This window comes from Micromonospora sp. WMMD729 (assembly GCF_049315225.1).
GTDB lineage: Bacteria > Actinomycetota > Actinomycetes > Mycobacteriales > Micromonosporaceae > Micromonospora.
Genome location: NZ_CP186059.1, coordinates 6,124,306 through 6,150,729, shown reverse-complemented (window position 1 = coordinate 6,150,729; position 26,424 = coordinate 6,124,306). Strand labels below are relative to the sequence as shown.

The following is a 26,424-nucleotide window of genomic DNA, read 5'->3' as shown; positions in this document are numbered from 1 at the left end:
GTCACGCCTCCAGATCGGGCAGGGAGATGCTCGGTAGGACTCCGGCCGCCGCTGCGATCGCGGCGGGCGTCGTGTCGAGGTGGTCCAGCAGGCCGTCGACGTACGAGACGTCGACCCGGACCTTCTGCACCCGGCCGTCGACGTCGCGCATCACGAACTCCCGGAAGCCGAGGCGGGAGGCCGAGTTGCTGTCGGCGGCGGAGAGCGAGGCCAGGGTGGCCTCGTACCCGTCATTGACCGGTACCCGCAGCAGACGCAGCGCCTCGGAGGCGATCTCGGCGTCTTCGGCGATCCGGCCGACGAAGACGGTGGAGACCAGGTTCTGCACGTCGAGGCCGAGGATGTCGCGGGGGTTCTGCGAGGCGACGAGCGCGGCGAGGTTCCACTTGCGGGAGTCGCGGGCGAGCCGGACCAGGAACGAACGCCCGGACCGCCAGCCCTCCATGAAGTGCGCCTCGTCGAGGCCGACGAGTTTGCGGGACGACATCGACCCGCCGTAGCAGCGACGGACGGCGAGCCGGTGCGCGGTGTGCAGCATCGGCAGGGCGAGGGCCTCCTCTGCCGACCAGTACTCACGTTCGATCTTGAGGTCGGGCAGCCGGAGCCCGGCCATGGTGATCACGGTGAGCGCCGCGTCGGCACCGAGCAGCCCCTCGGGCGGCCGGCCGAAGAACAGCATGGCGAGCGGCATCTCGGCGGTGTCCAGGAGGAGGTTCGCCAGCTCCTTGCCGGCGTCGTCGTCGAGCCGCCCGAGGCAGCTCACCACGTCGTCCAGGGTGGACGTCTCCTCGGCGGGTACCTGCCGGACGGCGTGCCGGAACAGGGTGGCGGTCGACGCCTCCCGGGCCACCTGTGGCGGCACGAGCATCATGCAGATGTCCTGAACCAGCATCCGGCGCTCGGCCCGCGCGTTGGAGACGGCGATCTCGAACTCGCGGTCGCCGGCCGCCCCGCTGGCGAACTCGCTGCGTAGGGGCGTGGGGATCAGCGAGTAGGGCGCCAGGGTGCCGTGCTCGGACCCGGTCAGGTTCAACACCCGGGAGTACGGGCGCAGTTCGGGCATGGCGCAGAGCCGGGCCAGCGGCCCGGACGGGTCGAGGAGCGTCACCTGCACACCCCGTCGGGCGGCGAGGTAGCCCAGCGCGCCGAGCAGGGTCGACTTGCCACCGCCCGGCTCGGCCACGAACACCGCGAGCCCGGAGCGTTCCCGTACCTCCATGGGGAAGTGCAGGTCGAGGAAGACCGGTCGGCGGCAGGTGCCGGCGGTACGACCGATGAGGTCGCCCCGGCGGTCGCCGACGGTGGAGGCGGCCTGGGGGAGCGCGGCGGCGAGCAGCGGGACGGGCATCCGGCGGACGTAGCCGGTGTTGGCGATCGGTTCGCCGGGGATGAACTCGCGGGCGAGCCAGTCCTGGTTCTTCGGGTGCTGCAGCGAGATGCGCAGCTCCCGCGAGTAGAGCTGGATGAGCCGGCGGGCCCGCTCCAGGCACTCCTCCCTGGTCCGGCCGCCGACCGCGATGCGGTGCCAGCCGTGTGCGCGCGCCGAGTCGACAGGGAGCCCGGTGGTCATCTCGTCGCCGATCACCAGCGCCCGCTTGGCGAGGCGTTCCAGCTCCGGGGGCGCGTCGATGCCGTGCTCGGCGTAGTCGAGCTGCTGGGAGCGGATCATGCGCAGCCGGTGTTCGAGGTTACGGAACGAGTCGCCGGAGCCGAGGATGTCGACCCGGGTGGAGATCTCCATGGGCCATGGCAGTCGTTCGTGGAAGTGCAGCCACGGCTCGTGCCGTTCCGGGATCTCCAGCGGTTCCATCCGGCCGACGGCGAGCACGGCCACGTGTCGTTCCTCGCCGGTCATCCGGTTGACCAGCTTGACCGTCGAGCCGTACGGGGTGCGGTAGCGCTCGACCTGTTCGGTGAGGGCGAGCAGGTCACCGCGTTCCCAGTGCCCGTCGGTCACCGGTGAGAGCCGGCCCGGGGGCGCCATGCACAGCGCGACCGAGCGGTAGAGCAGCCACTCCAACTCCTGCGCGGTGACCCGTCGGCCGCGCATACCGAACGCCCCGAGCACCTCGTCGAACTGCTCGACCGTGCGACCGAGCTTGCGGCGTTCGTTCTCCGCGGTGCCCCGGCCGAAAGTGCGCAGCAGCCGTTCGGTCATGGAGTCGCCGAGGGAACGACGGGCGAAGGTGACGCCCAGGTAGGTCTGCCCTTCGGCGTGGTTGACCGCCATCAGGTGCCGTTGCGCGGCGACCAGGTGGTCCGCCCAGCCGGTAGTGCCGGGGACGTCGGGCAGCGGCGCGGCGGTGTGGGTGTCGATGGTGCGGGCCCACTCGTCGGCCGGGAACGGCCGGGTGGTCCGGCGCAGGTGCAGCCGGAAACCGGCGAGGCCCGCGTACTGCTCGGAGATCGCCGACAGCAGCGCCTCGCGTTCGGCGTCCGGCCGGAAGGCCCAGCGCACCTCGGGCAGCCAGTACCAGGCGGTCACCGTGTTCGGCGTGAAGGTCAGGTGGCCGGCGATCTCGGTGATGGCCAGCTCGACCGACGGGTCCCGGTCGCCGAACTTGATCTTCGGGGCGCGGACCCGGACCGGCTTGATCGGCCGGTCCTGACGGTTCGTGGCCCGCTGGCGGGGCGGGGCGACCTCCGTACCGGCGCCCTTGGGCCGCTCCGACCCGCGCGGTCCGCGTTCCAGAGCCGGTCGGTCGACCGGGGTGGTGCCGCCGGCTCGTGCCGCCGGCGCGGCCGGCTGCTCCGCCGGGGCGCTCGGACGCTCGACCGGCGCTGCGGTCGGCCCGGCCGAAGCGGCGCTGGACACCCGGGATGCCGGGCCGGTGACCGTCGGCGCGGACGCGGTGGCCTGCTCCACCTCGGTCGTGGGCGGTGGAGTCGGCCGTCGGTCGCCCGCCTGGTGGGGCACCCGGGTGGGACCGGTCGGATGGGTGTCCGCCCGGTGGCCGCCGTTGGCGGGGTCGTCCGGCGTCCACGGTGGCTCCAACTCGGGAGCCGGCCGGACCGGTGTCGACGGCTGCTGCGGGAGCGCCGGCTGACGGCGGCTGGCGGGCGCGGCGGTCACGGCCCGGGGGCCGGCGGGCCGCGCGCCACCGAACAGGTCCAGGAAGGGCGAGTCGATGTCGGCGTTCTCCCCGGCCGAGACCGTGCTCGGCTCGGCGGGAGGCGTCCGGCGGGTGACCGGCCGGGGCGCCTGGAACACGCCGACCGCGCCGTGGCCGGGCGAGGTCACCAGCGCGGGATCGAGCGCGACCTCGTCCTCGGCCTCGGGGTAGTCGAACGACTGCGCACGGTGACTGGCCGGCACGGCCGGGCGGCCGGCCGGGGAACCCGGCGTGGAAGAGCGACTCATGCGACCGCCTCACCCGCGTGAAACAGACCGTTCGACGTGCCCCCGGTCATGCCAGCTCCTCCCGAATCCTGATCCGGCTGCCGACCAGGCGCGGATCGCGCTGCTCGACCGCCGGCTCCCGGGTACGTCGCCAGTCGGTCAGCGCGGTACGGATGACCACCCGCGCCGGCCGGTCCGGATCGACGTGCCGGAAGATGAACGACGTGGTCACGATGGCCAGCGCGATCTCCCAGGCAGGGAAGAGGTCGACCGTCAACGTGAACAGCCAGTGGATGAACATGTAGAGGGGGACGAGCAGGATGAAGAGCCCGTACTGGGCGTAGGGCAGGTGGACCGGAAGGGTGTAGCCGGGCGGCCCGAGGTAGACCAGGCGGGCCCGGTAGATGTCGTCGTCGGTGCGCAGCCGCATCTGGTGACCGCGCCTATTCGAAGATCAGGTCGATCAGGTAATCGCCGACGAAGAAGAGTGTTGCCGCGCCGGCGATGAAGGCCAGTCCGACGATGGCGATCGCCGAACTCGTCAGGACCTTGGAAATCTCACCCCGGCTGGCGCGACCGATGAAGATGACGCCCAGGACCGCGAGCAGGATCGGGGCGATCTTGCTGGCGAAGAAGGTGACCACACCGTTGGTGTCGATCCCCTTCGGCGCCGGTTCGGCGAGCGGAGCCGACGCCAGGGTGGAGAGCGCGTGGGCGACGCCGGACGACGCCGTCTCCATGAGCTCGAAGGCGATCACTGGAACCTCCCCATATCGCGGCCGGCGGAGCCGCGGCGGTGCAGTAGGCAAGCCTGGCGGGAAATCTGCGGACAGGGCGCAGCGATTTCGACCCTGTGTTCGTTACTCACCACGGAGGGTGGCGAGCTTTGGGCGGTTTTTCCCCGCTTCGGCCCTCCCTCCAGGCTTCGCCATCTCCATGCTGGCCAATTCCAAAGCGTACGGGCCGCCCCGGATTGCGACAAGCCGCGAAGGGACTGCCCGCTGCTGCCCGGACGACCGATAGTACACCTGTTCTAATGCGCACGTCAGGGATGGTCGACCCGGGTCGCCGAGCTCCGTCGCCACGACCGGTACCGTCTAGTCGTGACCGATCTGGTACGGGCTCCGGGCCCGGTGGTGATGGGCGTCCTCAACGTCACGCCGGACTCCTTCTCCGACGGCGGACGGTACGCCGACCTCGACGCGGCTGTCGCACACGGCGTCCGTCTGCGGGAGGCCGGGGCGGACCTGGTCGACATCGGCGGCGAGTCGACCCGCCCGGGCGCCGACCGGGTGGACGCGGCGACCGAGGCTGAGCGGGTGCTGCCGGTCATCCGCGAGCTGAGCGCCGCCGGGGTGCCGGTCAGCATCGACACCAGCCGCGCGCGGGTGGCCGAGGCGGCGCTGGGCGCCGGCGCCGTGGTGGTCAACGACGTCTCCGGCGGACTGGCCGACCCGGACATGGCCCGCGTCGTGCGGGACGCCGGCTGCCCCTGGGTGCTGATGCACTGGCGTGGCCACTCCCGGCAGATGCGTGACCTGGCCAGCTACACCGACGTGGTGACCGAGGTACGCGCGGAACTCGGGCAACGGGTCGACGCGGCGCTGGCCGCCGGGGTGTCCGCCGACCGCATCGTCGTCGACCCCGGCCTGGGTTTCGCCAAGACGGCCGCCCACAACTGGGAGCTCAGCGCGCGCCTGCCGGAGCTGCTGGACCTCGGCTACCCGCTGCTCTTCGGCGCCAGCCGCAAGTCCTACCTCGGTCGCCTGCTGGTCGCCGCCGACGGCACACCGCGACCAACCGCCCAACGGGAGGCCGCCACCGTGGCCACCAGCGTGCTGGCCGTCGCGGCCGGCGCCTGGGGCGTACGCGTGCACGACGTGCGGGCCACCGCGGACGCGCTCGCCGTCTGGACCGCCACCGGTAGGCCGCGCCTCACGCCCGTCCGTCCCGATGGTCGGCCTGTCGACCGGGAAGAGGCGAACGATCGGGAGGAGGCGAACCGATGAGTGACCGGATCCAGCTGACCGGCCTGCGCGCCCACGGCCGGCACGGGGTGTACGACTTCGAGCGGGAACAGGGGCAGGACTTCGTGGTCGACGCCGTCCTGGAGCTGGACCTCGCCCCGGCCGCCGCCAGCGACGACGTCACCGCAACGGTCCACTACGGCGAGCTGGCCGAGCGGCTGGTGGCGGTGGTGACCGGAGAGCCGGTCAACCTGATCGAGACCCTGGCCGACCGGCTGCTCGCGGTCTGCCTGGCCGACGAGCGGGTCGTCACCGCGACGGTCACCGTGCACAAGCCGGAGGCGCCGGTGCCGCACACGTTCACCGACGTGGCCGTCACGATGACCCGGACGCGTACCCGATGACCCGGGCCGTGTTGTCGCTCGGCAGCAACCTCGGTGACCGCCTGGACCACCTCCGGACCGCCGTCGCGACGCTGGGTGACGCCGTGCTGGTGGTCTCCGGCGTGTACGAGACTCCACCGTGGGGGGACGCCGACCAGCCCGCGTACCTCAATGCGGTGGTGCTCGCCCAGGACGACAGCGCGACCCCGCGCGACTGGCTGGCACGGGCCCACGACGCGGAGCGCGCGGCCGGTCGGGTCCGGGACCCGCAGCGGCGGTTCGGGCCGCGCACCCTCGACGTGGACGTGATCGCGGTCTGGGGCGACGACGACGAGCCGGTGCTCAGCGCTGCGGAGGAGTTGACGCTGCCGCACCCCCGGGCGCACCTGCGCGCGTTCGTGCTGCGACCGTGGATCGACATCCAACCGTACGGGCGGTTGCCCGGCCACGGCTGGCTGACCGATCTGCTCACCTCCGGCCCGGCCGCCGACGACGCGCTGGAACTGCGTCCCCGGCCGGAACTGAGGTTAGAGTCGACGGCATGACCCAGTGGAGCCGGCCGGCATGAGCCAGGCGAAGTCCCCACCGCCGGGCCCGGACGGGTCGCGGATGGGCCCAACCCGGATCTCGACGCTGATCGTGGCCGCGCTGGCCGCGGCGGCGGTGGCCTGGCTGCTGATCAGTGCGTTCTACTACAGCGGCATCCCCCGGCTGCCGTGGCTGCCGGTGGTGACGCTGGCCGCGCTCGCCGTGCTGGAGGCGTACGCGGCCGTCAACACGCGCGGCCGCATCGAGCGCAAGCCCGGTCGGGATCCGGTCAATCCGCTGCTGGTCGCCCGGTTCGTGGTGTTGGCCAAGGCGTCGGCGCTGGCCGGGTCCATCTTCGCCGGTTTCTACGCCGGGCTCAGCGGATGGCTCTTCGTGGAGACCACCCGCGCCGCCACCGAGGACCGGCCGGCCGCCGGGGGCGGGTTGTTGGCGTCGCTGGCGCTGGTGGGCGCCGCGCTGTGGCTGGAGCGTTCCTGCCGTGTCCCGGAGCGTCCGGACGACGAGCGCGAGCAGGACCAGCGCGAGAGCCGCCCCGGCCAGCGCTGAGCAGGGGGTTACGTCCGGCTCCGGCCGCAGGTACGGTGCCTCCGATCGGAGAGCAACGGCCGCCCCGGTCCGTCCGTGTGCCGGGACGGAAGCGGCCGGCCACTGGGGAGGCGGTGCCATGGGGTACGAAGACACGGGCCGGGAGCGGTCGGTCGACGCCTCGTCCGCGGTTTCCGCTGCCGTCCTGGAGAACGTCTTCGACGATCCCACCCATGGCGAGCCGGGCCGCGACCGCGTCGGCGTGCACGTCTTCTGGGAACTCCTGCTGTTGGCCGGTCTGGCCGCCCTGGGCTGGCTGCTCTGGCGGGCCGACCCGGGCGCGCTGCGCGGTGCCGACCTGCGCACGTTGCTTGTCGACGCGGTCGGCCTGGGGCTGCTCGCCCTCGCCGCCGGGCTGAGCCTGCGCACCGCCGTCCCCAACCTGGCCGTCGGACCGGTGGCGGTCGCCGCCGCGCTGCACTACGCGGAACAGGGCGACCGGGGGCTGGCCGCGTCCGTCGGGTCGGCGGTGCTGGTCGCCGCGCTGGGTGGTCTCGTGCTGGCGCTGGCCGTGGTGGCGTTGCAGGTGCCCGCCTGGGCCGCGAGCCTGGCCGGCGCCGCCGGGGTGGTGGTGTACATCGAACGCCGGTCGGCGCCGGTGCTGGTGCAGGGGGACTACAACCCGGGGCGTAGCGCCGGTTACCTCTTCGCCGGGTTCGCCGCCGTCGCCGTCCTCGGTGGTCTGTTCGGCGCGATCCGGGCGATCCGCCGGCTGGTGGGCCGGTACCGGCCGGTCGCCGATCCGGCCCGCCGCCGGGGCGCGCTGGCGGCGGTGGTCGCCGCGCTGGCGCTGGTCGGCTCCACCGTGCTGGCCGCGCTCGCCGGGGTGCTGCTCGCCGCGAACCCGCCCGGCGTCGTCGTACCCACCTCCGGGCTGGACTGGACCGTGCTGGCCATCGGCGTGTCCCTGCTCGGCGGCACCAGCGCGTACGGCCGGCGCGGTGGGGTCTTCGGCACGGTGCTGGCGGTCGGTCTGGTCACCGTCTTCGAGGCGTACGCGCCGGAGCGCGACTGGTCGGTGAGCCGCTGGGCGGTGGGCGGGGTGGCGCTCGGTGTCGGGCTGTTGGTGACCCGGCTGGTCGAGACGTTCGGGCGACCCCGGCCCGGCAGCGTGGAGAAGCCCGAGCCGGTGGCCGACGGCACGATCAGCTCGGGTTGGAGCGTGCCCCGGCCCCAGCCGGCCGACAACTGGCCGCCGACGTTGCCGACCCCGCCCGCGCCGGAACCGGCCGACCCGTGGCGTGATCCCCGCTGGGAGGACGGTCCACGACGTTGGGATGCCGGCGACCGGTGAGCCGTGTCGCGTCCGCGAGCCGACGCTGATCTCGACCGTTAGGCTCGCCGCATGACCGACACACCAGCCGCCGCCCCCGGCGGAACCTCGTTCGAGGAACTCGACGCGCTGTCCACCGAGGAACTGCGGGAGCGGGCGTTCGCCCGGGCCCGGGAGCGCCGCGACGTGGGTTTCTACTGGTCGGTGCTGCGACACCTGCCGAACGCGGACGAGGCCACGGTGCTGGACGGCGCGCCGAACTCGATCGGCCCGACGATCGACGAGGCGAACGCGTTGTGGCGGGAGCTGACCGGGCACGGCTACGAGGAGTCGGCGCCGCTGCTGCGGGCCGCGTTCATCGACTACCTGCTGAAGCACTGAGCCGCCCGACGCAGCCCAGGTCCGCCCGGTCGGCCGGCAGCGGACCCGGGCGGATCCTGGGACTCGTCCGTCCGGGCCCGGTCCGTGGCTACGGGACGGCCGCCGGCACCGGTGCGCTCGCCGTGCTGCTGCTGGTCGGCATCTGTGGCAGCCCGGCGTACACCGGTTGGGCCGCCGCGACGCTCACCGATCCGGCCTCGGCGGGCGGCTTCTACCTGCGCCTGCTCGCCTGGCCGGCCTGGCGACTGGACGCGGACGGGCAGGCCGGTGGCCTGTTCGCCGCCGACCTGCGCGCCGTCGCGCTGGTGGTCCTGGCGGTGGCGCTGCTCTATCTGCTGCCGGCCGCGCAGGTGGCCCGGGTGCCCGGGCCGGTCAGCCAGTTCTTCTCCGGCTGGGCCGCGTACGTGCTGGCCGGCGGGCTCGCCGCCGTGTTGGCGGCGCTGCTCGGTCCGGACCCGTCGCTGCTCAAGGCGCTACAGGATGCGAGCAGCGGCGCCGGCTACGGGTTCCTCACCGGCTGGATCATCGGCACCGCGAGCCTCGGCGGCCGCGCCTAGCCGAGCCCGGCCGAGCCGGCCGGAGCCGAGCCCGCCGATGCCGAGCCCACCGACGCCGAGCCCGCCGGTGCCTAGCGGCCCAGGCCGAGCAGGCTCTGCCGGGTGAGCGCGCCCACCGGGCGGCCGTCGTCGGTCACCAGGAGCCGGTCCTGTCCCGAGGTCAACAGGGCAGCCAGGGCGTCGTACGCCGTGCCGTCCAGTCCCACGGTGGGTAGGTCCGCGGGGGCGTCGCCGGGGACGGGCTCCAGGGACTCCCGGTCGAGCGGGGTGACCGCCAGCCGGCGGATGCCCCGGTCGGCGCCGACGAACTCCCGGACGAACGCGGTGGCGGGAGCGCCCAGCAGCGCCGCCGGCGTGTCGTACTGCTCGAGGTGCCCGCCCTCGGAGAGCACCGCGATCCGGTCGCCGAGTCGGACGGCCTCGTCGAGGTCGTGGGTGACCAGCACGATCGTCTTGCGCACCTCGGCCTGGAGGCGGAGGAACTCCTCCTGCAGGCGTGCCCGGACGATCGGGTCCACGGCCGAGAACGGTTCGTCCATCAGCAGCACCACCGGGTCGGCGGCGAGCGCGCGGGCCACGCCGACCCGTTGCCGCTGACCGCCCGACAGCTCGTGCGGATAGCGGCTGCCGAACTGGTTCGGGTCCAGACCCACCAGGTCGAGCAGTTCGTCGACCCGGGCGCGGGTCCGCTGGCGGGACCAGCGCAGCAGACTCGGGACGGTGGCCACGTTCGCCCGGATCGTCTGGTGCGGGAAGAGACCGACGTTCTGGATCACGTACCCGATCCGGCGGCGTAGCCGCACCGGGTCGGCGTCCGTGACGTCCTCGTCGCCGAGCAGGATCCGGCCGGCGGTCGGCTCGATCAGCCGGTTGATCATGCGCAGGACCGTCGACTTGCCACAGCCGGACGGACCGATCAGCACCACCAACTCGCCGGCCCTGACGTCCAGGCTCAGCTCCCGGACGGCCTCGGTGCCGTTCGGGTAGCGCTTCTGGATGCCCTGCAGGGAGATCGACGCCGCACGAGGGGATCCGGTCGCGCCGGAGGCCTCCGGGGTAACGTCCACGTATGTCCTTCCGCCTGAGCTACCGGGCCGACCCGGGTAATCCCTGGTTCTCCTGGCAGTACGTGCGGGACAACTCTGACACGATCCTCGCCGCCATGCGTGAACACGCCTCCCTCACCGGACGCGCGGTGCTGATCGCGGTGCTGATCGCCCTGCCGTTGTCCGTGCTCGCGTACTGGGTCCGCCCGCTGGCCGGCCCGATCCTCGGCGTCACCGGAGTGATCTACACCATCCCGTCGCTGGCGTTGTTCGCGTTCATCGCGCCGTACCTGGGTACCGGCGCCACCACCGTACTCGTCGGGTTGGTCCTGTACGCCCTGCTGCTGATCGTCCGCAACGTGGTGGCGGGGCTCAACCAGGTGCCGCCGGAGGTCGGCGAGGCCGCCGAGGGCATGGGCTACGGCCGGTGGCGGCGGCTGTTCCGGATCGACCTGCCGCTGGCCATCCCCGGCATCCTGACCGGGTTGCGGCTGGCCACCGTGTCGACCGTGGCGCTGGTCACGGTCGGTGTGCTGGTCGGGCACGGCGGCCTCGGGCAACTGATCTTCGCGGGCTTCCAGAACAACCTCTACAAGGCCGAGATCATGACCGGGACGGTGCTCTGCGTGGCGTTGGCGGTGCTGCTGGATCTGCTGCTGGTCCTCGTCGGCCGGTTGGTCACCCCCTGGGCCGCCCGGGGCGTGCGGTGAGCGCCGCCGCGAACCCCGTACAGCAGGGGGTGCTCTGGCTCAACGACCCGCTGAACTGGACCAACCCCGGCGGCATCCTGGACCGTCTCGGCGAGCACCTGACCATCTCCGCCCTGGCGGTGGCGCTCGGCTGCCTGGTGGCCTGGCCGATCGGGCTCTGGCTCGGGCACGCCGGTCGGGGCGGCGGCCTGGTGGTGCTGGTTTCCAACGCCACGCTGGCCATCCCCACCCTGGCGCTGCTGACCATCCTGCCGCTGACGTTCCTCGGCTTCGGGCGTACGCCCGTGGTGGTGGCGCTCGCCGTCTTCGCCGTACCCCCGCTGCTGGCCAACGCCTACACCGGCGTACGGCAGGTCGACCCGGAGGCACGCGACGCGGCCCTCGGCATGGGCCTGTCCGGCGGGCAGCTGCTGCGGCGGGTGGAGTTGCCGCTGGCGGTGCCGTACCTGGCCGCCGGTTTCCGGACCGCGGCCGTGCAGGTCATCGCCACGGCCGCGCTGGCCTCGTTCGTCAACGGCGGTGGGCTGGGCGAGATCATCCGCACCGGATTCGGTCTGAGCATCGCCGTCGGCGGTGGGCAGATCGTGGCCGGCGGTGTGCTGGTGGCCGGGCTGGCGTTGCTGGCCGAGCTGCTGCTCGGGATCGTCGAACGCGTGGTCACCCCGCGTCCACTGCGCCGAGGTCGGCAGCGCGTGGGCCGTCCGCGACCCGCGGACGCTACCGGCCGCGCCTGACCCGTCACCGGGCGTGGTCCGTCCGGGTGAGTGGACGCCGAAGCGGCGACCAGCGGCGGGCCCGTCGGTGACGATGCGGTGACGAAGCCCATCCCGAGTTGTCGGTCGGTCGCGGACCATGTTGGGTGGGAATTGCGGGCGGCCGACAACCTGGATCGCCCGTCGGACACGCGGCCGGCCCGGGACGGGTCGCGCCGGGACACGGAAGGCGGGCGGCACATGCGCGCACGTACACGTCTCGCGATCGGCGCCGTCGGCGTCGTGGCCGGGGCAGCACTACTCACCGGGTGTGGCGACGCCGGCTCGTCCGGCACCGACGCCCCGCAGACCAGCGCCTCGGGCGCCGGCTGCGCACCGGTCGCCGGCAAGCAGCTCATCGCGCTGACCGACGACAAGAAGCTCCAGAACTCCGACAACGTCATCCCGGCGGTCAACAGCAAGGTGGCGAACCCGCAGCTGATCGCCGCGCTGGACAAGGTCTCCGGGGCGCTCGACACGCCGAAGCTGGTCCAGCTCAACAAGGCCGTCGACGTCGACCGCAAGACCCCCAAGGTCGCGGCCGAGGAGTTCGCCGGCGCCAACAACCTCACCGCGGGCATCGCCAAGGGCCCGGGCGGCGAGATCGTGGTGGGTGCCGCCAACTTCAGCGAGAGCCAGATCCTGGGCGAGCTGTACCGCATCGCGCTCACCGCGGCCGGCTACCAGGTCAAGGTGCAGCAGATCGGCAACCGGGAGCTGTACGAGCCGGCGCTGGAGAAGGGCGAGGTCCAGGTCGTCCCGGAGTACGCGTCGACCATGGCCGAGTTCCTGAACACCAAGGCCAACGGCCAGAACGCCCAGCCGGTCTCCTCGCCCGACATCAACACCACGGTGACCGCGCTCAAGGCCGAGGGCGAGAAGGTCGACATCACCTTCGGCGCTCCGGCCGCCGCGCAGGACCAGAACGCTTTCGCGGTGACCCAGGAGTTCGCCGACAAGTACGGCGTGCGGACCCTCTCCGAGTTGGCCGCGAAGTGCTCCGGCAGCGCCACGGTGCTGGGCGGCCCGCCGGAGTGCCAGCAGCGGCCGTTCTGCAAGCCGGGCCTGGAGAAGACCTACGGCCTCTCGGTGGGCTCGTTCTCCTCCCTCGACCAGGGCGGACCGTTGACCAAGAACGGCCTGCGTGAGGGCAAGATCAGCGTGGGCCTGGTGTTCTCCTCGGACAGCGCCTTCGCCACGAGCTGACCCCCTACCGGCGTAGCACGGACGCCCCTTTCCCCGCTCGGGGTGGGGGCGTTCGTGCGTCCGCCGGACCCGTTCCCTCCGGTGCGGATCGTCGGTAGGCTGCACTTCCATGCCAGCCCCGGTCACCTCTGACGCCCGGCGTCAACCGCTCCTGCTGACCGTGCTCTTCTGGGGCGGCGTGGCGCTGGCGCCCGTCGCGGCGCTGATCCTCCTGGTGGCCGACGGTAACGGTCCACTGCGCCTGGCGGCGGTGCTCGCCATCGTGGCGGTGGTGCTGATCGGTCTCTCCATCGCGCTGCGCTCCGACGGGGACGGCGGTTCGGCGCGGGTCGACGAGCTGCTGGACGAGATCGAGGAGCTGCGCCGGGAGTTGCGCGCCGAGATCGTGGCCGCCGCGCAGCGCGGCAACCAGGCGCTCGACCAGGCGCAGCGCGCCCAGGAGGGGATCGCCGCGATCCGTCGTCGCCTCGACGCCACCGGTGCGGCCCTCGCCGGCGGTGCCCCGGCGGCCGAGCCGGCGGCGGCCAGCCGGGCCCGGGTGCCGGCCGTCGAGGCGGCGGACGACACCCCGCCCGCCCGCAGTCGGGTACCGGCCCCCGGCGACACCCCGGCCGCCCGGGTCCGCGTACCGGCGCCCAGCGAGGTCGCCGGTCGGGTCCCGGGTCCGGGTGCCGACGACCAGGCCCCGCGCGTGCGGGTGCCGGCCGCCGACGCGGCGGCCGGTCGGTGGGGGCGCGACGAGCACGCCGACGACGAACCGGCGTACCGCCACCGGGCCGCCGACGCTCCCGAGGCCCCCGCCGGCAACGTGTACGGCGCCACTGGCCGTACACCCGAGCACGACCGCGCGCGGGAGTACAACCCGCCGCGCGAGTACGACCGTCCGCGTGAGCGCGACCGTCCGGAGCCGACGGCCCGGCCGGTGGGCGTGGTCCGGCACACCGAGACCGTGCACGTCACGACCCGGCACACCATCGTCGACGGCGCTCCGGCCGAGTCGGCTGGACGCTACGGCGGCGGGTACGCCGGCCAGTGGACCCCGCCGGCCCAGGAGTGGACCCGGGGCGGTGGCGCGCAGGGACGTGCCCGTTCCTGGGATGACGCGCAGGAGCCCCGGTCCGGGTACGCCGACGACGACCACGACCGTTCCTGGGGCGCCCAGCCGACCTCTCGGGACGAGCCGCCGGCGCGCGACGGCGCCGGTTGGGGTGGGGCAGCGCGCGGCGCCGAGGAGCCGCGCTGGACGGCTCGCGGCGACGAGCCGGAGTGGACCGACCAGCGCGACGCGTACGCGCCGGCCGACGAGTGGGACGGTCGGGCGCAGCGCCGCGGCTGGTCGGAGCAGGTCGAGCCGGAGCGTGCGGGTGCCCCGCAGCCCGGTCCCGCCCTGCGCGCGGACGACACCGGCGAGTACTGGTCGCAGCTGCGTGCCGGTGACCGGTGGGCGGCCGCCCGCGCCGACGACAACGGCCGTGAGCTGCACGTCGGGGAACGCCGCGCCGAGGTGCACGCCGACGCCACCGGCACCGAGTACCGGATGCAGGACCGCTGGGCGTCCGTCCGCCACGAAGAGGCCCGCCGCCACGAGGACGCCCGCCGCCACGAGGACGCAGGCCGCCACGAGGACGCACGCCGCGAGGAGGATCCGCGTTGGCAGGACGAACGCCGGCCGGCGTTGCCGGTCGGCGGGGTGCCCGTACCGGACGAGTGGCGTCCGCCGCGTCAGCGCGGCCACGAGCCGGAACCCGCCCCCGAACGGGGTGGCCGCCGGCGCGTCGAGGAACGGTACGGCTACCCGCCGCAGGACGACGCGCCCCGCGCCGGTGGCGCCCCGGTCACCGACCGCTGGCGCTGACGGACGGGGTGACCCCGGTCACTTGTCGATGTCGCCGACCACGAAGAACATCGAGCCGAGGATGGCGATCAGGTCCGGCACGAGGCAGCCGGGCAGCAGGGTGGCCAGCGCCTGCACGTTGGCGTACGACGCGGTGCGCAGCTTCAACCGCCAGGGCGTCTTCTCACCCCGCGACACCAGGTAGTAGCCGTTGATGCCGAGTGGGTTCTCCGTCCAGGCGTACGTGTGCCCCTCCGGCGCCTTGAGCACCTTCGGCAGGCGGGTGTTGATCGGACCGGTGAGTCGGTCCACCCGGTCCAGGCACTGCTCGGCGAGGTCCAGTGACGCGTACACCTGGTGGAGCAGCACCTCGAAGCGGGCGTGGCAGTCGCCGGCGGTCTTGGTGACCACCGGGACATCCAGTTCGTCGTACGCCAGGTAGGGGTCGTCCCGGCGCAGGTCCAGGTCGAGCCCGGAGGCCCGGGCGACGGGTCCGGACGCGCCGAACGCGGCGGCGTCGGCGGCGGAGAGCACGCCCACGCCGACGGTCCGGGCCAGGAAGATCTCGTTGCGCCGGATCAGGTGGTCCAGGTCGGGCAGTCGCCGACGGACCTCGCCGATGGCCGCGCGGGCCCGTCCCGTCCAGCCGTACGGCACCTCCTCCTTGAGGCCGCCCACCCGGTTGAACATGTAGTGGATCCGGCCTCCGGAGACCTCCTCCATCACCGCCTGGATGGTCTCCCGTTCCCGGAACGCGTAGAAGACCGGGGTGATCGCGCCGATCTCCAGCGGGTACGAGCCGAGGAACATCAGGTGGTTGAGCACCCGGTTCAACTCCGCGAGGGCCATCCGCAGCCAGGTCGCCCGCTCGGGCACCTCCATGCCCATCAGGCGTTCCACGGCGAGCACCACGCCCAGCTCGTTGGAGAACGCCGACAGCCAGTCGTGCCGGTTGGCCAGCACGATGATCTGCCGGTAGTCGCGTACCTCGAAGAGCTTCTCCGCGCCCCGGTGCATGTAGCCGACGATCGGTTCGCAGGCGATCACCCGCTCGCCGTCGAGGACCAGCTTCAACCGCAGCACCCCGTGCGTCGACGGGTGCTGCGGGCCGATGTTGAGCACCATGTCGGTGCCGAGCTGCTGACCGCCGGTGCCGGCGACCAGCCCGGCCCCGGTGCCGACGGTCAATTCACGGAGGTCCCCGGCGTCGGTGCTCATGCCCGTCATCGTGCCACGGCGACCGCGCCCGGGGGTCATGGCGACCGCTCAGTGCCATCGCCTCGGCCAATCGGCTCATGTGGTCGTCGGACCCCGGCCGTAGCATCCCGATCCATGGAGCGGACGGAGATCGACGGAGTGCCGGTTCGGTGGCAGGAGGGGCCGGGGCCACTGAGCGCCACCCTGCTGTTCGGCTGCGGCGCGCGGGACGAGACGTTCCGCACCATCGGGGTCACCCACCTGGTGGAGCACCTGGTGATGAGCACCCTGCCCCGCCTGCACCACGAACACAACGCCTCGGTGGATCTGCACGTCACCGAGTTCACGGCGACCGGTCGGCCGGAGCAGATCGTGGCCTTCCTCGCGGCCGTCTGCGCCGGCCTTCGGGACCTTCCGCTGGACCGCCTGGAGAAGGAGGCGGGCGTGCTCGCCGCGGAGGGCGGTTACTGCACCGATCCGACGACGGCGGCGCTGCTGACCCAGCGGCTCGGCGTGCAGGGTGCGGGGCTCGCTCCCTGGAACGGGCCGGGCTACGACCGGCTGACACCGGAACAGGTGCGCGAGTACGCCGCCCGATGGTTCGTCACCGGCAACGCGGTGCTGCTGCTCACCGGCCCGCCGCCGGAGGATTTGCGGCTGCCGCTGCCGACCGGGCCCCGACCGTCTCATGTCGTGCCGACGCCCCTGCCGACCGACGAGCCGATCTGGTGCGAGCACCTGGTGCCGTCGGTCGGGGTCTCCCTGCTCGCCGGCGACGACGCCGCGATGGCGCTGGGCTCCCAGGTTCTCTCCCAGCGACTCGAGCAGATCGCCCGGCGCACGCACGGCCTGAGCTACGAGGTGGGCGGTGATGTCGCCCTGCTGGGCGACGGACAGGAGTTGGTGACGGTCACGGTGGACGCCCGTGAGGGCCAGGAACCGCAGGTGGCCGCCCTGCTCTGGGAGGAGCTGAACCGCCTGGCCAGCGAGGGACCGACGGCTGCCGAACTGGCCGAGGAGTGCGTAGCCGCACGCGAGATGATCGAGGATCCGCGCGCCGTCGAGGCTTCCCTGCACCGGTCCGGCTTCCGGGAACTGCTGGGCCTGCCGCAGATCACCCCCGAGGACCGGCTGGCCGAGTTCCTGGCGGTCACGCCGGAGGACGTCCGCACGCGGTTCCAGGCCGCACTGCCGAGCGCCCACCTCGTCGTACCGTGCGGGGTGACCCTCGCGCTTCCCGGGCTGACCGAGGGCGGCTGCCCCCGCCTCCGCGAGCAGCCCGCGGGTCGCGTGTTCCAGCCGCCGATGCTGGCGAAGGTGCTCGCCCGTGCGGCGCGTGGCCTCCGGCTGATCCTCACCGACGACGGGGTCGCGCTCCGTGACCCGGACGGTGACGTGCACCTGGTCCGCTTCGACGAGGTGGTCGGTGTCGAGGAGGACGGCGCCGCTCGTACCGTCTTCGGCCGTAACGGGTGTCACATTCCGGTCGATCCGGACATGTTCCGGGGCGCCGAGCGGGCGGTCCGCGCGGTCGACGCGGCGGTCCCGGCCGCCCTGCGTTACCGCCGCTCCGAACTCGTCGGGCTGGACTGAACGACCTCGGCGATGCCGACCGGTTGGCGCAGCCACAGGTGCCCGCCGAGTCCGGCCGGGTCGGTCAGCTCGGCCACCGCCGATGCGGCGGCCAGCGCCCGCACGTAACCGGCCGGGTCGGTGCCGGCCAGGCTCAGCGGCGGTCGCCCGCCGTCGGCCCCGAGCGCCCGCAGCGCCTCCCGCTGCGAGCTCAGGGAGTACGAGCACCGGGCGACCGTCGCGCCGGCGGAGGCGACCGAGTCCATGGCCACGTGCGCGGTGACATCGCTCGACCCGTCCGGCACCGGAGGCACCTGTCGCCCACCCCGGTAACCGGTCAACGTCCCGTCCACCGGTCTGCCGTCGCGCAGGTGCCCATAGTCGACCGCCACCGCCAACCCTCGGCTGATCTTCCGGACGGCGTCGGCCCAGGCTTCGTCCCGCGGTCTGCCGATCTCCGCCCGTCGGTAGTCACTGCTGTGGGTTGCCCGGAAACCCGACCCGCTTCCGGCCGTACCGTCAGTCGAGGTGGGACCACCGGTCTCCCCACGGTCCGCGCCCCGAGAGCTTGCAGGGCCGGGCCACCAGGTGGTCAGCCAGTCGAGGTCGGCACCGCTGACCGGCCCGCCGACCGTTTCCACCCCGGTCGAGGGTTCGACCAGTAGGTACCGCCAGCCATCGGAGGTCTGCACCGCCACGTCCAACGGGACGTTGTCCAACCACTCGGTGGCGATCAAGAGACCGGTGATCCCGTCGGGGACCTCGGTGGTCCAGTGGATCTCCTCGGGCAGGTTCTCCGGACGTTGGGCGTACTCCACTGCGGTGAAGCGGAGTCGTTCCGCGAGTGACCGACGGCGGGCGACCGGCGACGGCTCGTCGGACGACCGACGGACGGCAGCCGCAGGAGTCGGGGTTTCCGGGGGGCCCGACCACGCAGGGATCAAGCCTGACCGCCCGGAGTGGGCGGGCTCCCCGGAAACCCCCACCGCAACCAGCAGGGACATCAGGAGTTCCCCCCGCCCAGCCCCGACGTCGACCACGTCGAGCCGCGACGGGTGGCCCAGGGCGGAGTCCACCTCGGCGATCAAGCGCAGAAGAGCGGTGGCGAAGGCCGGGGAGGCGTGCACGCTGGTCCGGAAGTGGTCGGCCGGACCGGCACCGGCCACGAAGAAGCCGTCCGGCCCGTAGAGGGCCCGACTCATGGCGTCTCGCCAGCCGACAGGCATCAGCAGGATTCTGGCACCGCCCGCCCCTAGAAGGCATGCCAAGATCACGCCGATCTTGCACTTTGAGTTGCCTTTATGCGTGACATGCACCTTATGTCGCCACCGGAAGTGCAAGATCGCGGGGGCGGGTGCGGGGGCTTTCAGGGCGGGCTGGGGTGGGTTCTGGTTCGTGGTGAAGGTTTTCACATGTCCTGTTTCGGGTCTGTCACGCGGGCGCATACTTGCCATCGACCGGTACCCCTTCTCGAGGACTGGATCGTCACCATGAGCGCACCGTTGCGCCCGCGCCCGGCCGCCCCACGCGGGCCCGCCGGGTCGTGGGATCGCGCCGACACCGGCGCCCGCGCCACCTCCCGCCCGCTCACCATCGGTGTCGTCGGCGCGGGCCGCGTCGGGGCGGTGCTGGGCGCGGCGCTCGCCGCCGCCGGGCATCGGGTGGCCGCCGTCGCCGGTGACTCCGGGGCCAGCCGCGCCCGTCTCGCCCTGCTGCTGCCCGAGGTGCCCCGCCGTTCCGCCGCCTCCGTCGCCCGCGCCGCCGCCGACCTGCTGCTGATCGCCGTGCCGGACGACGCGCTGGCCGGGGTGATCGCCGATCTCGCCCAGCGGGGCGCCCTGCACCCGGGTCAGGTGGTCGCGCACACCTCCGGCGCGCACGGGCTGTCCGTGCTGGCGCCGGCCGCCGCGCTCGGGGCCCGACCGCTGGCCCTGCACCCCGCCATGACCTTCACCGGTACGCCGGACGACCTGGCCCGCCTCGACGGCATCTCGTACGGGATCACGGCCCCGGCTGACCTGCGCCCGTTGGCCGCCCGGCTCGTCACCGACCTCGGCGGTGTGCCCGAGTGGGTGGCCGAGGCGGACCGTCCGCTCTACCACGCCGCGCTCGCCCACGGTGCGAACCACCTGGTGACGCTGGTGAACGAGGCGACCGACCGGCTGCGGGACGCCGGGGTGGCCCGCCCGGAGAAGGTGCTCGCCCCACTGCTGCGGGCCGCCCTGGAGAACGCGCTCCGGCTCGGCGACGACGCGCTGACCGGCCCGGTCTCCCGGGGCGACGCGGGCACGGTGGAGCGGCACCTGGCCCGACTGGCCGCCACCGCGCCGGAGTCGGTCCCCGCCTACCTGGCGCTGGCCCGGCGCACCGCCGACCGGGCGATCGCCGCCGGTCGGCTCCGGCCGGTGGACGCGCAGTCGCTGCTCGGCGTGCTCGCCCGGACGGATCGGGAGGTGGCGGCATGACCCAGGTGGTGCACACCCGTGCCGAGTTGGACGAGGCCCGGGGCGCGTTGAAGGGCACCGTGGGCGTGGTGATGACCATGGGCGCCCTGCACGAGGGGCACGAGACCCTGCTGCGCGCAGCCCGGGAACAGGCCGACCATGTGCTGGTGACGATCTTCGTGAACCCGTTGCAGTTCGGGCCGAACGAGGACTTCGATCGCTATCCGCGCACCCTCGACGCGGACCTGGAGGTGTGCCGCCGGGCCGGTGCCGACCTGGTCTTCGCTCCCTCGGTGGCCGACATGTATCCGGACGGTCAGCCCCGGGTACGCCTCGACCCGGGGCCGCTCGGCGCGGAGTTGGAGGGCGCAAGCCGTCCCGGCTTCTTCCACGGCGTCCTCACCGTGGTCCTGAAGCTGCTCCAACTCACCCGCCCCGACCTGGCGTTCTTCGGCGAGAAGGACTACCAGCAGCTCACCCTGGTCCGCCGGATGACCCGGGACCTGGACGTGCCGGTCGAGGTGGTCGGCGTACCGACGGTCCGGGAGCCGGACGGGTTGGCGCTGTCCAGCCGGAACCGTTACCTGAGCGAGCCCGAGCGGGCCGCGGCGCTCAGCCTGTCCGCCGCGCTGCGGGCCGGGGCCCGGGCCTCCGACGACGGACTGGACGCCGGCGAGGTGCTGTCCGCCGCGCACGCCGCGTTCGGTGCCGGTACGCCCGGCGCTCAGCTCGACTACCTGGTGCTCACCGATCCCGAGCTGGAGCCGGGCCCGGTCTCCGGGCCGGCCCGGCTGGTGATCGCCGCCTGGGTGGGCACCACCCGGTTGATCGACAACGCGGCGATCCACCTCGCCCTCCGCCCCTGACCTCGGCCGTACCCCGCCACCACCACCTTCCGAAAGGCCAGTCCGATGCTGCGGACCATGCTCAAGTCGAAGATCCACCGCGCCACGGTGACCCAGGCCGACCTGCACTACGTCGGTTCGGTGACGGTGGACGAGGACCTGCTCGACGCCGCCGACCTGCTCCCCGGTGAGCAGGTCGCGATCGTGGACATCACCAACGGGGCCCGGCTGGAGACGTACGTCATCCCGGGTGCGCGGGGCAGCGGCGTGATCGGCATCAACGGTGCCGCCGCGCACCTCGTCCACCCCGGTGACCTGGTCATCCTGATCTCGTACGGGCAGTTGGACGACGCCGAGGCCCGGACGTACCGGCCGCGGGTGGTGCACGTGGACGCCGACAACCGGGTGGTCGAGCTGGGTGCCGATCCGGCCACGGCGGCGCCGGGCACGGCGGGTGACCCGGTGCCCAACCCGTTCGCGGCGTCCGGAGTCTGATCTCGCGCGCGGCGATTCCGGTCTGTCACCGGAAGGTCATTTCCGGTTACCCTGGGCACGCTGGCGGAAGCCGGTAGGTGGCTGGGGGAGGCCGCGATGCGCCGTGCCATGACGACCCTGTTCGTCACTGCCGTCACGGCAGTGGTGCTGGTGGGCTGCGCCGGGTCCGGTGGTCTCGACGGCGACCTGACCGACGACTGGGCGGCCCTGCCGCTGGCCACGGCCTTCACGCCGGCGGCCGGGGTGTGCCAGGCCGCCGACTTCACCGAGGTGGTCACGCTGGCCGCCTACCAGCCGATCGACTGCGCCGGTCCGCACCGGGTGGAGACCGTGCACGTCGGGGCGTTCCCCGCCGAGCGGCCCGCCGCCCCGGCCACCGGCTCGGTGGAGCTGCGTGGCGCGTTCGCCGAGTGCGACACCAAGGCCGGCGCGTACGTGGGCGACGACTGGCGGGCGGGGCGTCTGCGACTGTCGGTGGCGCTGCCCTCCGGGCCGGGCTGGACGGCCGGCGCCCGCTGGTACCGGTGCGACCTGACCGAGCTGACCACGGTCGAGACTGCGGCCACGGTGGTGGTCCGCTCGGGCAGCCTGCGGAACGCCTTGAAGGGGGCCACCGGGCTGCGGCTGGGCTGCCAGCAGACCCGTGGCGGGGCGGGGCGGGGCGTACAGACGCTGGTCCCGGTGGAGTGCGGTGGTCGGCACGACGCCGAGTTCGTCGGGGTGTGGCGCGCGCCGGACACGCCGTACCCGGCCAAGAACGCCGACTGGGCGCCCCTCTACGACGGCTGCCGCAGCGTCCTCGGCCGGTACGTGGGCGTGCCGGACGATTCCGACCTGCGGTTCCGCAGCGGCGTGGTGGTACGCCCGCCCGGCGCGGGGCGCTGGCGGGTGGGTGACCGGGGGGTCCGCTGTTACCTGTGGCTGAGCGACCGTACGGTCACCGCGTCGTTGAAGGGCGCGGGTCCGACCGGCCTGCCGGTACGGACGAAGTGAGGTCGGCGGGGCGCGGTCCGGGCCGGACGGGGTAGCCCAAACCACTCGTTGAGCCCCCGCCGCCCCCGCCGAGGATCGTTCGGGTTGACTGGGGGGATGGACCTTCCGACCGTGGACCTGCCGGCCCTGCCCAGTCTGCTGGCCGCGCCCGAGCCCGGCTGGGTCGAGACCACCGACGTGATCGTGGTGGGGTCCGGGGTGGCGGGCCTGACCGCAGCGCTGCACCTGCGGGAGGCCGGTCTGCACGTCACCGTCGTCACCAAGGTCAACATCGACGACGGTTCGACCCGGTGGGCGCAGGGCGGCATCGCCGCAGTGCTCGACCCGGCGGACACTCCGGCGGCGCACGCGCGGGACACCGAGATCGCCGGGGTGGGGCTCTGCGACCCGGCGGCGGTACGGGTCCTCGTCGAGGAGGGCCCGGCCCGGCTGCGGGAGCTGATGCGGATCGGCGCGGAGTTCGACCGCCATCCGGACGGCTCGCTGATGTTGACCCGCGAGGGTGGGCACCGGGCGGACCGGATCGTGCACGCGGGCGGCGACGCGACGGGTGCCGAGGTGCAGCGGGCGCTGCACGCCGCGGTGCAACGCGACCCGTGGATCCGGCTGGTCGAGCACGCTCTCGTGCTGGACCTGCTGCGCGCGCCCGGTGATGGCCCGGACGGCCTCGGCCCGGCCTGCGGGATCACCCTGCACGTACTCGGTGAGGGCAGTGCGGACGGCGTGGGCGCGCTGCTGGCCCGGGCGGTGGTGCTGGCCACCGGCGGGATGGGGCAGGTCTTCGCGGCCACCACCAACCCGGCGGTCTCCACCGGCGACGGGGTGGCGTTGGCGCTGCGGGCCGGCGCGGCGGTGACCGACGTCGAGTTCGTCCAGTTCCACCCGACCGCGCTGATCACCCCGTCCGGCGTCGGGGTGCCCGGCGCGGGCCACGCGCAGCAGCCGCTCGTCAGCGAGGCGCTGCGCGGTGAGGGCGCGTACCTGGTGGACGGCGACGGCAAGCGGTTCATGGTGGGCCAGCACGAGCTGGCCGAGCTGGCCCCCCGCGACGTGGTGGCCAAGGGCATCCACCGGGTGCTGCTGGCCAGCGGCGCGGACCACGTCTTCCTCGACGCCCGGCACCTGGGCGGCGACTTCCTGGCCGCGCGGTTCCCCACCATCGTGGCGTCCTGCCTGGCGATCGGCGTGGACCCGGCCACCGACCTGATCCCGGTCGCACCGGCCGCGCACTACGCCTCCGGCGGCGTGCGCACCGACCTGCGCGGCCGTACGTCGATCCCCGGCCTGTACGCCTGCGGCGAGGTCGCCTGTACGGGCGTGCACGGCGCGAACCGGTTGGCCAGCAACTCGCTGCTGGAGGGGCTGGTGTTCTCCCGGCGCATCGCCGAGGACATCGCGGCCGGCCTGCCCGAGCAGGCGCAGCCCGCGGACGTCGGCGCGTGGCGCGGCGGCGCGGGCTGGGTGGTGCCGGCCGAGGCGACGTCGACGTTGCAGCGGGCGATGACCCGGGGCGCCGGGGTGCTGCGGTCGGCCGCGACGTTGGCCGGCACGGCGGCGACGCTGACCGAGCTGGGCGCGGCGCGGGGCCGACCCCGGACCGCCGACTGGGAGGCGACGAACCTGCTCACGGTGGCGTCGACGCTCGTCGCGGCGGCGTACGCGCGCGCCGAGACGCGGGGTTGCCACTGGCGGGAGGACTTCCCGACGGCCGACGAGCGGTGGCGGGGCCATTTCGTCGGGTCGGTCGGGGCACAGGGCGCGGTGACGCAGCAGTGGGAGGCAAATTCATGATCGAGTCGACCCGGACGGCGCTGCGGGCGGCCGGACTGGACCCGGAACAGGTACGACGGGTGGTCGAGACGGCGCTGGTCGAGGATCTGGGGCCGGATTTCCTGGACGTCACAAGCGTGGCCACCATCCCGGTCGAACAGACCGACAGCGCCGACCTGGTGGCCCGCGCGGACGGCGTGGTGGCCGGGCTGGCCGTGGCCGCCGCCGTGTTCGAACTGGTGGGCGAGGTGACGGACTTCGGTCGTACCGTCGAGGTGTCGGTGTCGGCCCGCGACGGCGAGCGGGTGGCCCGCGGCGACGTGCTGGCGACGGTGACCGGCCCGACCCGGCTGTTGCTCACGGCCGAGCGGACGGCGCTGAACCTGCTCTGCCGGATGTCCGGGGTGGCCACCCACACCCGGGCCTGGGCGGACGCCCTGGCCGGCACGAAGGCGATGGTGCTGGACACCCGCAAGACCACGCCGGGGCTGCGGGCGCTGGAGAAGTACGCGGTCCGGGCCGGGGGCGGCACCAACAAGCGGATGGGCCTCTACGACGTGGCCATGATCAAGGACAACCACAAGCTGGCGGCGGGGGGCATCACGGCGGCGTACCGGCGGGTCCGGGAGTCGTTCCCGGAGGTCCCGGTGCAGGTCGAGGTCACCACTGTCGCCGAGGCCGTGGAGGCGGTGGAGGCCGGCGCGGACTTCCTGCTCTGCGACAACATGACGCCGGAGCTGCTGGCCGAGGCGGTCGCCGCGGTGGGTGACCGGGCGGAGCTGGAGGCCACCGGCGGGCTGACCCTGGAGGTGGCGGCCCGCTACGCCGCCACCGGCGTCGACTTCCTCTCGGTGGGCGCGTTGACCCACTCGTCGCCGATCCTGGACATCGCGCTGGACCTGCGCACGAGGTAGTTGTCTAGGCTTCGAGCGTGCTGCTCTGCATCGACATCGGAAACACCAACACCGTGCTGGCGACCTTCGACGGCGACAAGCTGGTGCACTCCTGGCGGATCAAGACCGATGCCCGCTCCACGGCGGACGAGCTGGGTCTGATGTTCCGGGGTCTGCTCGCCGGGGACAACGTCGAGATCACCGGCGTGGCCGCCTGCTCGACGGTGCCGGCCGCACTGCGGTCGTTGCGCACCATGCTCAGCCGCTACTACGCCGACCTGCCGAGCGTGATCGTCGAGCCGGGAGTGCGGACCGGGGTGCAGCTCGCCATCGACAACCCGAAGGAGGTGGGCGCCGACCGGGTGGTGAACACCCTGGCCGCGTACACGCTCTACGGCGGGCCGTCGATCGTCGTGGACTTCGGCACCACCACCAACTTCGACGTGATCAGCGGTCGCGGCGAATTCCTCGGCGGCGCGTTCGCCCCGGGCATCGAGATCTCCTTCGACGCGCTCGCGGCCCGCGCCGCCCAGCTGCGCAAGGTCGAGGCCACCAGGCCCCGTTCGGTGATCGGCAAGAACACCGTGGAGTGCCTCCAGTCCGGCCTGTACTTCGGCTTCGCCGGGCAGGTGGACCGGATCGTCGAGCGGATGACCGAGGAGTTGGGCGAGGTGAAGGCGGTGATCGCCACCGGCGGCCTCGCCTCGCTGGTCATGAACGAGTGCCGGAGCATCACCCACCACGAGCCGATGATCACGCTGATCGGCCTGCGGATGGTCTACGACCGCAACGTCTGACCCGGCCGCCGTCGCGGTCGGCCGCCGCGCCGGCCTCAGCGCCGCCGGGCCCGCAGCACGATCGTCCGGTACGGCAGGTCGACGGTCTCCCGTCCGACGAGATCGGGATGGCCCGCGAACAGGTCGCGCAGTTCCCGGTCGATGCGGGCGCGACGGTCGGCCGGGGCGGTGAGCCAGTACGAGCGGGTGTGCAGCATCGCCACCACCTCGGCCGGCGTGAGGGTGGTGTGGTGCGCAAACTCGCCGGGTTCGATCGGCGTGAACCCGGGGCCGAAGTCGTCGTATCGGCCGAGCACGTCGCCGGCGTTGTCACCCAGGTGGGCGATCCGTCCCAGCTCGGCCACCCATCCGACCCGATCGTCCCGCAGGTTCCAGATCGGGGCGAACGTCCCGCCGGCCCGCAGCATCCGTGCGATCTCGGCGTGAGCCCGGTCCCGGTCGAACCAGTGGTACGCCTGGCCCACCACCACGGCGTCCGCGGCGCCGTCGGGCAGCGGGACGGCCTCCGCGCTGCCGGCCAGCGCGCTGCTTCCCGGAGTGACGGCGTCGAGTTGGGCGCGCATCCCCGGGTCCGGCTCCACCGGCGTCACGTGGTGCCCGAGGGCGAGCACCTGGCGGGTGAGGATGCCGGTGCCCGCGCCGAGGTCGACCACCCGGGCGTCGCGCAACCCGTCGAGTGCCCAGCGCAACGCCGCTTCGGGATAGCGGGGTCGGAACCGGTCGTAATCGCTCGCCGCGACGCCGAACGAGAGCGCCTGAGTGTGATCGACCATGACGGGCAGGTTATCCCGTAACAGCCTCCGGAGCGCTTGAGTACGCTCGGGCCTGACCCCCT

26 protein-coding genes are annotated in these 26,424 nt (G+C 73.3%); 19 read left to right on the top strand and 7 right to left on the bottom strand.

The window, feature by feature from the left end:
- Position 1: 1 nt before the first annotated feature.
- From ACN263_RS28340 to ACN263_RS28330, 3 genes are read right to left on the bottom strand one after another with little or no spacing between them, the layout of a single operon-like run.
- Positions 2-3,361: an ATP-binding protein gene (locus tag ACN263_RS28340; RefSeq protein ID WP_422737285.1), complete on the bottom strand. Its 3,360-nt coding sequence runs from the start codon at positions 3,359-3,361 to the stop codon at positions 2-4.
- Positions 3,362-3,407: 46 nt separating this feature from the next.
- Positions 3,408-3,770: a hypothetical protein gene (locus tag ACN263_RS28335; RefSeq protein WP_393221499.1), complete on the bottom strand. Its 363-nt coding sequence runs from the start codon at positions 3,768-3,770 to the stop codon at positions 3,408-3,410.
- A gap of 13 nt (positions 3,771-3,783) precedes the next feature.
- Positions 3,784-4,098: a hypothetical protein gene (locus tag ACN263_RS28330; RefSeq protein ID WP_053654780.1), complete on the bottom strand. Its 315-nt coding sequence runs from the start codon at positions 4,096-4,098 to the stop codon at positions 3,784-3,786.
- A 345-nt stretch (positions 4,099-4,443) separates the two neighbouring features.
- Between ACN263_RS28330 and folP the strand changes: the two genes are divergently transcribed.
- The 7 genes from folP to ACN263_RS28295 all read left to right on the top strand — a co-directional run bounded on the left by folP (position 4,444) and on the right by ACN263_RS28295 (position 9,035).
- Positions 4,444-5,349 (top strand): dihydropteroate synthase, encoded by a 906-nt coding sequence (folP, locus tag ACN263_RS28325; RefSeq protein WP_422737284.1) that lies wholly within the window; start codon positions 4,444-4,446, stop codon positions 5,347-5,349.
- Entirely contained in the window at positions 5,346-5,711 is a 366-nt protein-coding gene (gene folB / locus ACN263_RS28320; protein ID WP_422737283.1) for a dihydroneopterin aldolase, read from the top strand. The genes folP and folB overlap by 4 nt, the downstream gene beginning before the upstream one ends.
- Positions 5,708-6,235 carry a 2-amino-4-hydroxy-6-hydroxymethyldihydropteridine diphosphokinase gene (gene folK / locus ACN263_RS28315; protein WP_422737282.1) on the top strand — a complete coding sequence of 176 codons (528 nt, stop codon included), beginning with the start codon at positions 5,708-5,710 and terminating at the stop codon, positions 6,233-6,235. The genes folB and folK overlap by 4 nt, the downstream gene beginning before the upstream one ends.
- 19 nt (positions 6,236-6,254) lie before the next feature.
- Positions 6,255-6,785, top strand: a complete 531-nt coding sequence (locus tag ACN263_RS28310; RefSeq protein WP_422737281.1) for a DUF3180 domain-containing protein — start codon at positions 6,255-6,257, stop codon at positions 6,783-6,785.
- A 118-nt stretch (positions 6,786-6,903) separates the two neighbouring features.
- Entirely contained in the window at positions 6,904-8,118 is a 1,215-nt protein-coding gene (locus ACN263_RS28305; RefSeq protein WP_422737280.1) for an ABC transporter permease, read from the top strand.
- 51 nt (positions 8,119-8,169) lie between these two features.
- Positions 8,170-8,478, top strand: a complete 309-nt coding sequence (locus ACN263_RS28300) for a hypothetical protein (RefSeq protein WP_355238523.1) — start codon at positions 8,170-8,172, stop codon at positions 8,476-8,478.
- Positions 8,479-8,600: 122 nt separating this feature from the next.
- Positions 8,601-9,035, top strand: coding sequence for a hypothetical protein (locus ACN263_RS28295; RefSeq protein WP_422737279.1), 435 nt, complete (start codon positions 8,601-8,603; stop codon positions 9,033-9,035).
- Between the two features lie 71 nt (positions 9,036-9,106).
- Here ACN263_RS28295 and ACN263_RS28290 read toward each other — a convergent pair whose 3' ends face one another.
- Positions 9,107-10,102, bottom strand: coding sequence for an ABC transporter ATP-binding protein (locus ACN263_RS28290; protein WP_422737278.1), 996 nt, complete (start codon positions 10,100-10,102; stop codon positions 9,107-9,109).
- 2 nt (positions 10,103-10,104) lie between these two features.
- Here ACN263_RS28290 and ACN263_RS28285 point away from each other — a divergent pair, with 2 nt between their 5' ends.
- The 4 genes from ACN263_RS28285 (at position 10,105) to ACN263_RS28270 (ending at position 14,604) form a co-directional block, all read left to right on the top strand.
- Complete coding sequence (locus ACN263_RS28285; RefSeq protein ID WP_422737277.1) at positions 10,105-10,791, top strand: ABC transporter permease; 687 nt, start codon at positions 10,105-10,107, stop codon at positions 10,789-10,791.
- On the top strand, positions 10,788-11,525 hold the full coding sequence (locus ACN263_RS28280) for an ABC transporter permease (protein ID WP_422737276.1): 738 nt from the start codon (positions 10,788-10,790) through the stop codon (positions 11,523-11,525). The genes ACN263_RS28285 and ACN263_RS28280 overlap by 4 nt, the downstream gene beginning before the upstream one ends.
- A gap of 219 nt (positions 11,526-11,744) precedes the next feature.
- Positions 11,745-12,749, top strand: a complete 1,005-nt coding sequence (locus ACN263_RS28275; RefSeq protein WP_422737275.1) for a glycine betaine ABC transporter substrate-binding protein — start codon at positions 11,745-11,747, stop codon at positions 12,747-12,749.
- Between the two features lie 109 nt (positions 12,750-12,858).
- Positions 12,859-14,604: a hypothetical protein gene (locus tag ACN263_RS28270; RefSeq protein WP_422737274.1), complete on the top strand. Its 1,746-nt coding sequence runs from the start codon at positions 12,859-12,861 to the stop codon at positions 14,602-14,604.
- Positions 14,605-14,622: 18 nt separating this feature from the next.
- On the opposite strand, the gene ACN263_RS28265 is transcribed toward ACN263_RS28270, so the two are convergent.
- On the bottom strand, positions 14,623-15,810 hold the full coding sequence (locus tag ACN263_RS28265) for an NADH-quinone oxidoreductase subunit D (RefSeq protein ID WP_422737273.1): 1,188 nt from the start codon (positions 15,808-15,810) through the stop codon (positions 14,623-14,625).
- A gap of 105 nt (positions 15,811-15,915) precedes the next feature.
- On the opposite strand from ACN263_RS28265, the gene ACN263_RS28260 reads away from it, so the two are divergent.
- On the top strand, positions 15,916-17,373 hold the full coding sequence (locus ACN263_RS28260; RefSeq protein ID WP_422737272.1) for a M16 family metallopeptidase: 1,458 nt from the start codon (positions 15,916-15,918) through the stop codon (positions 17,371-17,373).
- Here the strand turns inward: ACN263_RS28260 and ACN263_RS28255 are convergent.
- On the bottom strand, positions 17,340-18,578 hold the full coding sequence (locus ACN263_RS28255; protein ID WP_422737271.1) for an SAM-dependent methyltransferase: 1,239 nt from the start codon (positions 18,576-18,578) through the stop codon (positions 17,340-17,342). The two genes, ACN263_RS28260 and ACN263_RS28255, sit on opposite strands and share 34 nt — an antisense overlap.
- Positions 18,579-18,842: 264 nt before the next feature.
- On the opposite strand from ACN263_RS28255, the gene ACN263_RS28250 reads away from it, so the two are divergent.
- From ACN263_RS28250 to ACN263_RS28220, 7 genes are all read left to right on the top strand, one after another.
- Positions 18,843-19,817, top strand: coding sequence for a Rossmann-like and DUF2520 domain-containing protein (locus tag ACN263_RS28250; protein WP_422737270.1), 975 nt, complete (start codon positions 18,843-18,845; stop codon positions 19,815-19,817).
- A complete protein-coding gene (panC, locus tag ACN263_RS28245) occupies positions 19,814-20,662 on the top strand; it encodes a pantoate--beta-alanine ligase (RefSeq protein WP_422737269.1) in 849 nt (282 codons plus the stop codon). Before ACN263_RS28250 ends, panC begins: the two co-directional genes overlap by 4 nt.
- 45 nt (positions 20,663-20,707) lie before the next feature.
- Positions 20,708-21,136 carry an aspartate 1-decarboxylase gene (gene panD, locus ACN263_RS28240; RefSeq protein WP_422737268.1) on the top strand — a complete coding sequence of 143 codons (429 nt, stop codon included), beginning with the start codon at positions 20,708-20,710 and terminating at the stop codon, positions 21,134-21,136.
- 96 nt (positions 21,137-21,232) lie between these two features.
- The gene (locus ACN263_RS28235) at positions 21,233-22,129 is read left to right on the top strand and encodes a septum formation family protein (protein ID WP_422737267.1); all 897 of its coding nucleotides are present in this window, start codon (positions 21,233-21,235) and stop codon (positions 22,127-22,129) included.
- 96 nt (positions 22,130-22,225) lie between these two features.
- Positions 22,226-23,920 carry an L-aspartate oxidase gene (locus tag ACN263_RS28230; protein WP_422737266.1) on the top strand — a complete coding sequence of 565 codons (1,695 nt, stop codon included), beginning with the start codon at positions 22,226-22,228 and terminating at the stop codon, positions 23,918-23,920.
- Positions 23,917-24,813, top strand: a complete 897-nt coding sequence (gene nadC, locus ACN263_RS28225) for a carboxylating nicotinate-nucleotide diphosphorylase (RefSeq protein WP_422737265.1) — start codon at positions 23,917-23,919, stop codon at positions 24,811-24,813. The genes ACN263_RS28230 and nadC overlap by 4 nt, the downstream gene beginning before the upstream one ends.
- A gap of 17 nt (positions 24,814-24,830) precedes the next feature.
- On the top strand, positions 24,831-25,589 hold the full coding sequence (locus tag ACN263_RS28220) for a type III pantothenate kinase (RefSeq protein WP_422737264.1): 759 nt from the start codon (positions 24,831-24,833) through the stop codon (positions 25,587-25,589).
- A 35-nt stretch (positions 25,590-25,624) separates the two neighbouring features.
- Here ACN263_RS28220 and ACN263_RS28215 read toward each other — a convergent pair whose 3' ends face one another.
- Positions 25,625-26,362 (bottom strand): class I SAM-dependent methyltransferase, encoded by a 738-nt coding sequence (locus tag ACN263_RS28215; RefSeq protein ID WP_422737263.1) that lies wholly within the window; start codon positions 26,360-26,362, stop codon positions 25,625-25,627.
- Positions 26,363-26,424 lie beyond the last annotated feature (62 nt).